Origin of the sequence: uncultured Amphritea sp. (assembly GCF_937127095.1) — a bacterium.
Taxonomy (GTDB): Bacteria; Pseudomonadota; Gammaproteobacteria; order Pseudomonadales; family Balneatricaceae; genus Amphritea.
Genome location: NZ_CAKZLP010000084.1, coordinates 87,451 through 100,156 on the forward strand (window position 1 = coordinate 87,451; position 12,706 = coordinate 100,156).

A 12,706-nucleotide genomic window follows, 5' to 3' on the forward strand; every position below is an offset into this window, starting at 1 on the left:
GCGCTTGGTGACTCTGCGTTAAAAGCTGGCTTAAAGTGCTCATTGACAACAGTCAACTCCGCCTTTGCGCCAGCTTTTGCCTTGATTCACCGGCGCTCATTACGCTCAGCCAACAAAAATGGGATTTGTCGTTAAATACACTCTGACTAGAGTAATAATAAGAATCTACCTGTGTTAAGTACGGAGCATCTATGGATTTTGAACTGAATGAGGAACAGGTGGCGTTTGCCGATATGGCACGCGCGTTCGCTCAGAATGAACTGGCACCCCATGCCGGTGAGTGGGATCTGCATCAGACCTTTCCGGTTGATGTGCTGAAAGCGGCGGGCGAACTTGGTTTCTGTGGCCTTTATTCCCATGAGGATGTTGGTGGCTTGGGCCTGAGTCGGTTAGATTCCAGCATCATCTTTGAACAGTTGGCGATGGGGTGTACCTCAACCACAGCGTTTATCACGATTCATAATATGGCGACCTGGATGATCTCTGAGTTTGGCGCAGACGATGTGCGTCAGCAGTGGTGTCCGCAACTGACTGCCGGTGAACAGTTGGCCTCTTACTGCCTGACTGAACCCAATGCCGGTTCCGATGCCGGATCGCTGAAAACCTCCGCCCGCCGTGATGGCGATGATTATATTCTTAATGGCAGCAAAATCTTTATCTCTGGTGCCGGTGCAACCGACTGCCTGGTGGTCATGGCGCGCACCGGAGCGGAGGGGCCTAAAGGGATCTCCGCGTTTGCGGTTGATGCCACACTGCCCGGCATCACTTATGGCCGTAAAGAGGAGAAGATGGGCTGGAACAGTCAGCCAACCCGGATGATCACCTTTGAGGATGTGCGTATTCCGGCTGCTGCGATTCTTGGTGCGGAAGGTGATGGCTTCAGGATCGCGATGCGCGGTTTGGATGGTGGGCGCATCAATATCGCCACCTGTTCTGTCGGTACCGCCCAGCAGGCGTTGAATAAAGCCACCGAGTATATGCATGAGCGTAAGCAGTTCGGCCAGCCGCTGGCCAGCTTTCAGGCGCTACAATTTAAACTGGCCACCGCCGCCACGGAACTCGTGGCTGCCCGACAGATGGTGCGGATGGCGGCATCCCGCCTGGATAATAACCATCCGGATAAAACCACCTACTGTGCGATGGCAAAACGCTTTGCCACCGATGTGGGTTTCAGCGTGGCTGATGAAGCTCTACAGATTTTTGGTGGCAACGGTTATATCAAAGAGTATCCGATGGAACGCTTCCTGCGGGACAACCGGGTGCACCGGATTCTGGAAGGCACCAATGAAATTATGAATGTGATTATTGCCCGTCGGTTGCTGCTTGAGAACGCTGCAGAACTGTTATAACCCGAGCCGCTACAACCGCTCGCCATAACGGGTTAAGGTAAACGTTTAATACGAATTTAAAGGGTGGATTGAGCCTTAACCACCCGATGAGACTAAAAAGGAAGATCAGAATGACCGAGAAGCTGATGGTTGAAAAGCGCGGCAATATTGCCCTGCTGACAATGAATAATCCGCCAGCCAATACCTGGACAGAAGAGAGTCTTAAAGGGCTTAAAGCACTGGTGGAAGAGCTGAATGCCGATCGTGATATCTATAGCCTGGTGATTACCGGTCAGGGCGAAAAATTCTTCTCAGCCGGGGCAGACCTGAACCTGTTTGCCGATGGCGATCGCAGTGTCGCCCGTGATATGGCGCGTTATTTTGGTGAAGCGTTTGAAACCCTGAGCAAGTTCCGCGGCGTCTCTATCGCTGCTATCAATGGTTTTGCCATGGGCGGTGGCCTGGAAGTGGCGCTGGCCTGTGATATCCGTATCGCCGAAGAGCAATCACAGATGGCGCTGCCGGAAGCAAAAGTGGGATTACTTCCCTGTGCCGGGGGGACTCAGAATCTCACTATGCTGGTAGGTGAGGGCTGGACCAAGCGAATGATTCTCTGCGGTGAGCGTCTTAAAGCCGCCAAAGCACTGGAGATCGGTCTGGTAGAGGAAGTTGTGCCTCAGGGGCAAGCACTGGAGAAAGCGCTGGAACTGGCGGCAAATGTGGCTCTGCAAAGCCCAACCTCGGTAGCGTCCTGCAAGCAACTGATTCAGAACAACCGCACGCAACACTGGGATGCCGGTTATATTCTCGAGCGTGAGCTGTTTGTCGATCTGTTCTTTACCGAAGATCAGAAAGAGGGGGTTAACGCCTTTCTCGGCAAGCGCGCCCCCGAGTGGAAAAACCGCTAAGCGGTAGACAGGAGAGAATTGATGAGTTGTGTACTGTTTAATGAATACCCGACCCGCGATGGCAAAAAAGTTGTTGAGATCCTGCTGAATGCAGAGCGTAGTCTCAATGCGCTGACGCTGGAGATGATCGATCTGATTCAGCCAAAACTGGATCAATGGAAAACCGATGATGCGGTAGTGGCTGTGCTGCTCGACAGTGCCGGAGAGAAAGCTTTCTGCGCTGGCGGCGATGTGGTCAACCTGTATAAGTCGATGACCGGTGATGGTGACCCGCAGTTCCCAACTGATTTCTTTACCCGGGAATATATTCTCGACTACACCATTCACACCTACCCCAAACCGATTATCTGTTGGGGGCATGGCATTGTGATGGGTGGTGGTATGGGGCTGATGAACGGCTGTAGTCATCGTATCGTCACCGAGAAAACCCATATGGCGATGCCGGAAGTGACTATCGGACTTTACCCCGATGTCGGTGGCAGCTGGTTTCTTAATCATATGCCGGGACGCACCGGTTTGTTTCTGGGCCTCACCGGCAACCCGATGAACGCCGCAGATGCGCTGTTCCTGGGGTTGGCTGACCGGTTTGTCGCCTCTGAGCTGCGCAGTCAGGTGCTCGAAGGACTGCAGGCTGAAAGCTGGGACGGTTGTGCCTATGCTGCAACTAACAGGGTGCTGCGGGACCTGGAAGAACAATCTGAGGCCGCGTTTAATGCTGATTCGCCGGTACAGAATCACTACGCGTTTATTCAGCAGATCACCGATAAAGACTCTCTGTCGGAACTGGTTGAAGGGTTGCTGGCGGTCGATAGCGATGATAAGTGGATCAACCGGGCACAGAAAGCGATCAGTCATGGCAGTCCGCTGGCGATTCATATCATTAAGCAACAGATGGATGTGACTAAACAGATGTCACTGAAACAGGTGTTTGAAAGTGAGATGATTCTCTCTGTACAGTGCTGCACGCACCGGGAGTTTCCCGAAGGTGTCCGCGCGCTCTTAGTGGATAAAGATGGCGCACCGCAATGGACATACAAGACCGTCGATGAGGTTGATCCGGCATTGGTTGATCAGTTCTTCGTTTCGCCGTGGGAGGTTAACCCACTGGCGTCACTCTAATTTAGCCGTGTAACGAAAACGTTAATAAGAATTAAAAGAGGCAAAGTGTTATGGCAACTATCGGATTTATCGGTCTGGGTAACATGGGCGGACCCATGGCGATCAACCTGCTAAAAGCAGGACATGAAGTTAAAGCGTTTGATCTGTCTCAGGCAGCAGTCGAGCACGTCGTATCAGAGGGCGGCAGCGCCGCGGCATCGGCGGTTGATGCAGCCACCGGTGCTGATTTTGTTATCTCCATGCTGCCTGCGGGAGTGCATGTGCAGGGGTTATACCTGACAGGGGAGGCTCCGTTGCTGGATGTTGTGTCTGACAATGCACTGATTATTGATTCATCGACCATTGATGCGGCCACTGCTCAGCGTGTCTCCGCTGCGGCTGCTGAGCGCGGCATCAGCTTTATCGATGCCCCGGTATCCGGTGGTGTTGGTGGCGCAATCGCCGGTACACTGGCGTTTATGGTTGGCGCAACCGATGAACAGTTTACTAAGGCAAAGCCGGTGCTCGAATGCATGGGTAAAAATATCTTCCACGCCGGTCAGAGCGGCGCAGGCCAGATCGCTAAAGCCTGCAACAATATGATGCTGTCGATTCTGATGGCCGGCACCAGTGAAGCCCTGAATATGGGGATGAAAAATGGCCTTGATCCGGCGGTACTCTCTGAAATCATGAAGCAGAGTTCCGGTAACAACTGGGCGTTGCAGGTGTATAACCCGGTACCAGGGGTGATGGCTGGCGTGCCTTCTTCGAATAACTACCAGGGCGGCTTCCAGGTCGATCTGATGTTTAAGGATCTGGGGCTGGCAATGGAGCTGAGTCAACAGAGCAATTCGCCAGTGCCGATGGGTTCAGCCGCTCGTTCACTGTTCTCGCTGCATAAGTCAAAAGGCAACGGTGGTCTGGATTTCTCCAGCATCTTCAAGCTTTATCAGGAAAGCTGAGCTTTCTCGTGATTTAACATCTGCAACCACTTACTGCCGGTAATATCTGCCGGCAGGCTCCCTTTATAAAAACAAAACCGGAGTAGGTCATGGGTTACAACGACGAATACCGGGCTGCACAGCAGAACCCCGAAGCATACTGGGCTGAGCAGGCTAAGCGCATCAGCTGGTTTAAACAACCTGAAACTATCCTCGAAAAAACCGCTAACGGCACCTTCTGTTGGTATCCCGATGGCGAGCTGAATAGCTGTTATCTGGCACTGGATCAGCATCTGCAAACCCGGGGCGACCAGGTTGCCCTCTATTACGATTCACCCGCGACTGGCAGTAAGCAACAGATTACCTATCGCGAGTTGCATCAGAAAGTGGCGCTGTTCGCCGGAACCCTGAAAAAACTGGGTGTTGAAAAAGGCGATACCGTGGTCATCTATATGCCGATGATCCCTGAAGCTGCGGTGGCGATGCTCGCCTGTGCCCGGTTAGGGGCGGTACACTCGGTAGTGTTCGGTGGTTTTGCCGCTAATGAGATGGCGATCCGTATCGACGATGCTAAACCTAAACTGATTCTGACCGCGTCCTGTGGTATCGAGTTTGATAAGAAAATTGCCTATAAACCTCTGGTCGACAAAGCGGTTAATCTGGCAACCTACAAGCCGGCATATACTATTGTCTGTCAACGGTTGATGTTGCAGGCAGAGATGAATCCGGAGCGTGACCTGGATTGGTACGAGTGTCAGCAAGGCGTTGAGCCCGCGGATTGCGTCCCCGTAAAAGGCAGCGACCCGCTGTATATTCTCTATACCTCAGGCACCACCGGAGCGCCGAAAGGCATTGTGCGGGATAATGGTGGTCATGCAGTGGCACTTAACTACGCGCTGCACAATGTCTATGGCATGAACCCTGGCGATGTCTGGTGGGGCGCCTCGGATATTGGCTGGGTGGTTGGGCACTCCTTTATCGTCTACGGTCCGCTGATGGGCGGTTGCAGTGCGATCTTCTTTGAAGGTAAACCGATCAAAACCCCGGATGCCGGCACCTTCTGGCGGGTGATCGATGAGTACCGGGTCAACTCCATGTTCTGTGCACCGACGGCATTCCGGGCGATTCGCAAGGAAGACCCTGAAGGCGCACTGGCAAAAAAATATGACCTTTCCAGCCTTAACTGGGTGTTTGTTGCCGGTGAAAAACTCGATTCTTCCACCTATCAGTGGCTTGACGGGCTGTTGCAGGTGCCGGTCATCGATCACTGGTGGCAGACTGAAACCGGCTGGCCAATGACCGCACCAATGATGGGCTGGGATAACCCCTCAGCGGCCCGGCTGGGATCAACCAATAAACCGATCCCTGGATATGATATTCAGGTGGTTGATGGCGAGGGGCAGCTGGTTGAGCCGAATGAAACCGGTAATATTGTGGTCACCCTGCCGATGCCGCCGGGTGTCGCCTGGGATATCTGGAATCAGCCGCAGCGCTTTACCGATTCCTATCTCACCGCTTTTCCGGGGTATTACCACACCGGCGATGGCGGCTTCAAAGATGAGGATGGTTACGTTTACATTACCGGGCGTACCGATGATGTGATCAATGTCTCGGGTCACCGTCTGTCTACCGGTGAGATGGAGGAGGTGGTCTCTTCCCACCCAGCGGTAGCCGAGTGTGCCGTGATCGGTGTTAATGACGCCCTCAAAGGTCAGGTGCCTGCGGGATTGATTGTGCTGAAAGCCGGTGTGGAAATGGATGAGTCGCAGCTTGAAGCTGAACTGGTGCAGATGGTGCGCGATCAGGTTGGTGCGCTGGCCTGCTTCCGTCGGGCTGTCGTGGTGCAGCGTCTGCCGAAAACCCGCTCGGGTAAAATCCTGCGCGCCATTATCCGTAAGATAGCGGCCAATGATGAGTATAAAATGCCCTCGACGATTGATGACGAGAGCATTCTGGCAGAGATCACCGAGATCATGGACCGGGCAGGGATGCGTTGATTTGGCCCTTTAAGCAATACTCTGTACTCAGTGTTCTCTATGATAAGGATGTTGCCTGAAAAACATCTCCATGGAGTACACTGAGTGCTCTGATATTTACAGAGAGAAAACCCTATTGCTTTTTATTTTTCATAAACCACAAAATGCTTGCGGGTTGGTTCGACGACTTCCCAACTACCCTGAAAGCCTGCGGAGATAACAAAGCGGTCACCGGTGTTTACCTGAATGGGGTCTTTGCCATCTTCGGTTACGATGCTTATGCCCTCAAGAATATGGCAGTATTCCTCTTCGCTGTAACTGACTCTCCACTTGCCTTTTTCGCTCTGCCAGATACCGGCACAAAACCTTTCTGAACTGTCGGTGTACTCTATCCACAGCTTTTGTAGTGGATTGCCTTCGAGTCTTTTCTCTTCTGAGACGTAATACTCTTCTGCCTGAATCTCAGTACCTAAACGCGTAAAGCCCATCTTCATTCTTCCCATTAATAATTAGCAAACTACTCTGAAGGCGACGTTAAAGGGTTAATCAAGTGATTTCTATACCTCCTGAAGGATAGCTGTGGAGACAGCATTAAACCTCGATGTATGGAAGCTGCTATTCGTTTCACCACCGAGAGCACAGAGTAGATAAGTGGCTTATCTCGACCGTTGCTAGCGCAGCTAGCTAGAACGTGGCTTCGCCACTTGCTAGTAGTTAGGAAGAGCAGTGGTGAAAATATCTTAAAAAACGTTAACCACAGAGAACACCGAGGTCACGGAGAAAATCGATCACGTATACTCAATTAATTCTAATGCCCTGTCCTGGGGCGGCTGTTGACGCTTTTTCTAGCAAGCGACGCAGTCGCGTCTAACCACTAGCAACTAGCTACTTCTTTTTGTTACCCCCGCTTGGCACAAAGCATGCAGTCTAACTCTCTATAAAGACCGGTTTACGGAAAAACAGTTCTATTAGCTCTTTTGTGGTGCGCGGGTGTGCACTACAGGAATTATTGTGCACTAGATTTGTGCGTTTTTCGGGTCGTTTCAGAGGGTTAAGTCAGGAATTTATGTCAGCTTTCCAGAAAATCCTCAAAGTACGGCGTCACTATAACAAGTGGGTCGCTGACCAGACGCTGGAAGATTACGCGCTACGTTTTACTGCGCGTAAAGGGCGTCATATGAGTATCTCTAAGGTGGGTAAAACCGCGCTGGGGGCTGCTTCGTTTCTGGCGCTTGAGGGGCTGGCTGCAGCGGTAACCCTGAGTTATGGCTTCACTAATACCGTGATTGCGATGCTGGCGGTGTGTCTGGTGTTGTTTATTACCGGTTTGCCGATCGCTTATTACTCTGCCAAGCATGGTCTGGATATCGATCTGCTCACCCGGGGGGCCGGGTTTGGTTATCTGGGGTCTACCCTGACGTCGCTGATCTACGCCTCCTTTACCTTTATCTTCTTTGCTATTGAAGCCGCGATTCTGGCGTCGGCACTAAAAGCGTTGTTTGGCATTCCGCTGGCGCTGGGCTATCTGCTCTGTGCGGTGGCGGTTATTCCCATTGTGACCCACGGTATTACGGCGATCAGCCGGTTTCAGGTGGCGACCCATAATCTCTGGGTAGCACTACAGCTGGCGGCAATTGGGGTGGCGCTCTGGTATGAGTTTGACAGCTTGCAGGGCTGGACTGAGTTCAGTCCGGGCATGGGGGCAAGCGCCAGCGGTGAATTTGACATCATCATGTTTGGCGCGGCGGTGTCGGTGTTTTTCGCGCTGTTTGCACAGATCGGCGAGCAGGTGGATTATCTGCGTTTTATGCCGGAGAAGACCGAAGCGAATAAAAAGCAGTGGTGGTTCTGGCTGATTCTGGCCGGTCCCGGCTGGGTCTTCACCGGCATGATCAAGATGTTGCTGGGATCCTTTCTGGCCTATCTGGCGATTACCCAGGGGATGAGTGTTGTCGAGGCATCCGATCCCACCTATATGTATCAACGGGTGTTCCAACTGATGACCGGCTCGCCGGAGATTGCACTGCTGCTGGCGGCGCTGATGGTGGTGGTCTGTCAGATGAAGATCAATGTGACCAACGCCTACGCCGGGTCTATCGCCTGGTCGAACTTCTTTTCCCGCCTTACTCACAGCCACCCGGGACGGGTAGTCTGGCTGGTGTTTAACGTCACCATTGCGCTGATTCTGATGGAGCTGGGCATCTATCAGGCACTGGAAGCGATTCTGGGGATCTTTGCGATTATTGCTATTAGCTGGCTGGCGTCGTTGTCAGCGGATCTTCTGATCAATAAGCCGCTGGGGCTGAGTCCGCCGGAGATCGAATTCAAACGCGGTCATCTGTACGATATCAACCCGGTGGGGATGGGCTCAATGGTGATCTCTACCGCACTGGGGATGCTGAGTTATCTGGGGCTGTTTGGTGAGGTGGCGCGTAACCTGTGTCACTTTGTCAGTCTTGCCAGCTGTTTTGTTTGTGTGCCGCTGATCGCCTGGCTGACCGGCGGTCGCTACTATATTGCCCGCACCAATGAAGAGCTGAATCAGTATATCCGTCTGGTGCCTGTGCATGGCAGCACGGGTACCGCCAGCATTGTCACCTGCGGTATCTGCGAGAACGATTTTGAACGCGAGGATATGAGTTACTGTCCCGCCTATGATCTGCCGATCTGTTCACTCTGTTGCTCGCTCGATGTGCGCTGCCTGGATAACTGTAAGCCCAAGGCACGGCTCTCCCGTCAGGTGATGGAGATGCTGCATCTGTTTCTGCCGCGCCGGGCGGTGAAGCTGGTCAGCTCCCGTCTGGGTAAATTTATTGCGCTGTTGCTGGTGGTCAATCTGGTGCTGGGGGCGTTGCTGGCGGTTATCTACCGACAATTAGCACCGGCAACCGCGGAGGAAACAGCACTGGTGCTGCAGACCATCTGGACCCTGTTCTTTACCCTGTTTATCGCCTCGGGTGTGGTTACCTGGCTGTTTCTGCTGACCCATGAAAGCCGGGTCGTCGCCCAGCAGGAATCCAACCGGCAGACGATGAAGCTGACCCGTGAGGTTGAGGCGCACGAGCAGACCGATCTTGAACTGCAGCAGGCGAAAGAGCTGGCGGAGCGGGCTAATGCGGCCAAGAGTCGTTATCTTTCGGGTATCAGTCATGAACTGCGTACGCCGCTGCAGTCGATTCTGGGGTATGCTCAGCTGTTGCGTGAACGTTCCGAGCTGCAGGAAGATCAGCGGCGGGGGCTGGATATTATCCATCGTAGCGGTCTCTACCTGACTGACCTGATTGAAGGGCTGCTGGATATCTCCAAGATCGAAGCGGGGCGCTTAGATCTGCATCGCAACCAGGTTCATCTGCCCGAGCTGATCGAACAGCTGGATGAGATGTTTCGGTTACAGGCATTGCAGAAGGGAATTGAGTTTAACTGTCATATTGCCAACCCGCTGCCGCAGCGGATCGTCACCGACGAGAAACGGCTACGGCAGATTCTCATCAACGTGCTGTCTAATGCGGTGAAATACACACCGACCGGGCGGGTGGATTTTGATATTCGCTACCGCAATCAGGTGGCTGAATTCTCCATCAGGGATACCGGGCCGGGGATCGATGAGTATCAGATGAAGCGGATCTTTGCGCCATTTGAACGGATTCGTAATCGGGATACTGCCCATCTGCCAGGCACCGGCCTGGGGCTGACCATCGTCAAGTTGCTCACCGAGATTATGGGGGGCGATCTGCAGGTGGAAAGCAGTCCCGGGCAGGGCAGTTGTTTCCGTATCTCCATGATGTTGCCCTGGGTCAGTAGTGAAGAGCTGACCCCGGTGTTACAGGAGAGGCGGATCATCGGCCATGAAGGTTATCAGCGCAGCCTCTGTCTGGTGGATGATGATCCGGTATTGCGAGGCTTGCTTGCCGATATTCTGATGCCACTGGGGTTTGCTATTAACGAAGCGCAGGACGCTGAGGCCTGTCTTGCATTGCTACAGCAGTGTGAGCCGGATCTGTTTCTGCTGGATATCTCTATGCCGGGCATGTCGGGTTTACAGCTGGCCAGTATCCTGCGCCAGCGCAAAGTGCCCGGCAAAATAGTGATGCTCTCTGCCGATGCCCGTGAGCTTTCCGCCCGTGATGAGGGCCACGGCAGTTATGATGATTATCTGGTTAAACCGGTTGCTAATCACCAGCTGTTGGAAACCCTGGGGCGTCATCTGGAGCTGAAATGGATCTATCGCGGCGAATCTGAACCGGCTAACACTCAACTGACGGAAGCGACTATTGCCGAGAAAGCGTCAGCTCCTGTCGCGGAGAGTGTTGCGATTCTGCAGCCGGATCATCCGTTGCTGCTGGAACTGAAAAACTGTGCCGAGCTGGGTTATCACAAAGGCGTGGTGCAGTGTCTGAAAGAGATTGAAGGGCTGGAGGTTCTGTCCCCGGGGGCATTAACCCATCTGCGACAGCTCAGTGAAAGTTTTCTGTTTGATAAGCTGGTCGTGTATCTGGAGACCCAGAGTCAATGAATATGAGTGAAAACGGATCAACGCGTAATGACGTAGTGCTGGTGGTGGATGACTCCCCCAATGCGCTAAGCCTGATCAACGATGCACTGGAAGGTGCGGGGCTGGATATTCTGGTGGCGCTGGAGGGGCGTCAGGCGTTGACCATCTGTAAGCGAATCCGTCCCGATATCATCCTCATGGATGCGGTGATGCCGGTAATGGATGGTTTTGAAACCTGCCGCAAGTTGAAGGCAGACCCGGATCTGGCCACCATCCCGGTAGTGTTTATGACCGGCCTGACCGATACCGATGATATTGTCCGCGGGCTGGATAGCGGCGGAGTGGATTATCTGACTAAGCCGATCAGTCCCAATGAGTTGCTGGCGCGCATCCGGGTACATCTGGGGAATGCCCGCCAGACCAGCAGTGTTCATAGTGCGCTGGATAGTACCGGCCAGCATCTGCTGACGGTGGGCAGTGATGGCCTGCTACGCTGGGCAACGCCCCGGGCTTACGCCTTGCTGGGGCGGGCAGGTGTGACCGAACAGCTGCAGGAAGATAGCCTGTTACCGCAGATTCAAAACTGGCTGACCCATAGCCCGTTAGAACAGGAGCGGATGGTGGTTAAACACCTGGACTACCCGCTAACCCTCAAACTGATCGGTTATCAGAGTAATGGTGAAGTGCTGATGCAGCTGATCGATGGCAATAAGCCTACCGGTCCCGAACTGCTGAAACAGGAGCTGGAGCTGACCGAACGGGAAGCGGAGGTGCTGTTCTGGCTGGCCAACGGCAAAACCAATCGCGAGATCGCCGAAATTCTCGAAATCAGCCCCCGTACCATCAATAAACATCTGGAGCAGATCTTCCCCAAACTCGGAGTTGAAAACCGCACCGCCGCGGCGGGGGTTGCGCTTAGACTGATTGCTAGTCATGAGTAAGAGCCGTAGCTAGAACGTCACAAAAAGCGTGACTTGCTAGTTGTTAGTGGCTAGGAAGAGCCTTCTTTTCTTTTGCGAAGGTAACCTGGGAGGGATGTGCGTTGTAAGTGCGTTTTGTTGCAATGGGTTGCATCTACTCAGCACAGCGGGTGATTCAAAAATGAAGGGTTAAATGTTTGAAGGGGCTACCAACGCTTTGGAAGACGTCGGGAACTATGAAAAATACGAAGGATCTCAATACGATCTAATCCAGGCCTGACTCGGTAAGGAATGATGTAGCGGGTATTGGGAACAATGAGTTCGCGTGTACCCGGTATGCGACCAGTGTTGCCCATGGTGCGGTTATCGGAGATAAACTAACGGAATCGAAGATCCGTTGAACCACCAACTTAGCCGCGGTGGGGTCATCTTTAGCAATGTATTCAGCTTCATCATTAAGGTTTTGCAAAGCTTTGCTGAGCCATTTAACCTGCATTTACTCCCCACTTGGCAAATGACTTGGTTACGTCCTGATCGGTGGCAAATTCGCCGCTGTCCGCTTCCTTAATGGCGTCTTTGATCTCTTGAATCTGCCACTCATTAAGCTCAATAAAATCGCGTAGAGCTTCAGTCGCTAATAATGACTTGGATCGGTTAGTTACATCAGAAAGTTTTTCAAGTCTTTGTTTTAATTCGGCTTCCATGTGAATTGTTATGGTTGTTGACATAGTAAAACCTCTAAAGTGTACGACCAGTACACTTTAGCACAACTATAAAAAAGCGCATCTGAGAAAAATTCAGTTCGAGGTCTTATCTCATAAACATCCGTAGCTAGAACGTCACAAAAAGCGTGATTTGCTCGTTGTTAGTGGCTAGGAAGAGCCTTTTTTACTTCTGTAAAGGTAACCTGGGAGGGATGTACGTAGTAAGAAAGTTGTGATGGTGTGGGGTGAATCTGTCACTGTTCTTTAGTTATGCAAAACGCAAGATCTGTCCCGTTTATCTGAAGCATGATCTCAAGCTTATAGGGGCTTGATAATATT

11 protein-coding genes are annotated in these 12,706 nt (G+C 52.6%); 7 read left to right on the forward strand and 4 right to left on the reverse strand.

Annotated features, from left to right (window positions below):
- The first annotated feature begins 191 nt into the window (after positions 1-191).
- From Q0499_RS21980 to Q0499_RS22000, 5 genes are all read left to right on the forward strand, one after another.
- Positions 192-1,349 carry an acyl-CoA dehydrogenase family protein gene (locus Q0499_RS21980; RefSeq protein ID WP_299204584.1) on the forward strand — a complete coding sequence of 386 codons (1,158 nt, stop codon included), beginning with the start codon at positions 192-194 and terminating at the stop codon, positions 1,347-1,349.
- 110 nt (positions 1,350-1,459) lie between these two features.
- Positions 1,460-2,236, forward strand: a complete 777-nt coding sequence (locus tag Q0499_RS21985) for an enoyl-CoA hydratase (protein WP_299204587.1) — start codon at positions 1,460-1,462, stop codon at positions 2,234-2,236.
- A gap of 21 nt (positions 2,237-2,257) precedes the next feature.
- On the forward strand, positions 2,258-3,355 hold the full coding sequence (locus Q0499_RS21990) for an enoyl-CoA hydratase/isomerase family protein (protein WP_299204590.1): 1,098 nt from the start codon (positions 2,258-2,260) through the stop codon (positions 3,353-3,355).
- Positions 3,356-3,405: 50 nt separating this feature from the next.
- Positions 3,406-4,296, forward strand: coding sequence for a 3-hydroxyisobutyrate dehydrogenase (mmsB, locus tag Q0499_RS21995; protein ID WP_299204593.1), 891 nt, complete (start codon positions 3,406-3,408; stop codon positions 4,294-4,296).
- Positions 4,297-4,385: 89 nt separating this feature from the next.
- Complete coding sequence (locus Q0499_RS22000) at positions 4,386-6,272, forward strand: propionyl-CoA synthetase (protein WP_299204596.1); 1,887 nt, start codon at positions 4,386-4,388, stop codon at positions 6,270-6,272.
- A gap of 122 nt (positions 6,273-6,394) precedes the next feature.
- Here Q0499_RS22000 and Q0499_RS22005 read toward each other — a convergent pair whose 3' ends face one another.
- On the reverse strand, positions 6,395-6,739 hold the full coding sequence (locus Q0499_RS22005; RefSeq protein ID WP_299204599.1) for a cupin domain-containing protein: 345 nt from the start codon (positions 6,737-6,739) through the stop codon (positions 6,395-6,397).
- A gap of 578 nt (positions 6,740-7,317) precedes the next feature.
- Here Q0499_RS22005 and Q0499_RS22010 point away from each other — a divergent pair.
- The gene (locus Q0499_RS22010; RefSeq protein ID WP_299204602.1) at positions 7,318-10,764 is read left to right on the forward strand and encodes an ATP-binding protein; all 3,447 of its coding nucleotides are present in this window, start codon (positions 7,318-7,320) and stop codon (positions 10,762-10,764) included.
- Positions 10,761-11,684, forward strand: a complete 924-nt coding sequence (locus Q0499_RS22015) for a response regulator (RefSeq protein WP_299204605.1) — start codon at positions 10,761-10,763, stop codon at positions 11,682-11,684. Before Q0499_RS22010 ends, Q0499_RS22015 begins: the two co-directional genes overlap by 4 nt.
- A gap of 185 nt (positions 11,685-11,869) precedes the next feature.
- Here the strand turns inward: Q0499_RS22015 and Q0499_RS23720 are convergent, their stop codons facing one another.
- Genes Q0499_RS23720 through Q0499_RS22025 form a run of 3 tightly spaced genes read right to left on the reverse strand, consistent with a single transcriptional unit; the run spans position 11,870 to position 12,391 of the window.
- Positions 11,870-11,980 (reverse strand): hypothetical protein, encoded by a 111-nt coding sequence (locus tag Q0499_RS23720; protein ID WP_363317849.1) that lies wholly within the window; start codon positions 11,978-11,980, stop codon positions 11,870-11,872.
- Positions 11,929-12,159 carry a type II toxin-antitoxin system RelE/ParE family toxin gene (locus Q0499_RS22020; protein ID WP_299204608.1) on the reverse strand — a complete coding sequence of 77 codons (231 nt, stop codon included), beginning with the start codon at positions 12,157-12,159 and terminating at the stop codon, positions 11,929-11,931. Before Q0499_RS22020 ends, Q0499_RS23720 begins: the two co-directional genes overlap by 52 nt.
- Positions 12,149-12,391 carry a CopG family ribbon-helix-helix protein gene (locus Q0499_RS22025; protein WP_299204611.1) on the reverse strand — a complete coding sequence of 81 codons (243 nt, stop codon included), beginning with the start codon at positions 12,389-12,391 and terminating at the stop codon, positions 12,149-12,151. Before Q0499_RS22025 ends, Q0499_RS22020 begins: the two co-directional genes overlap by 11 nt.
- Positions 12,392-12,706 lie beyond the last annotated feature (315 nt).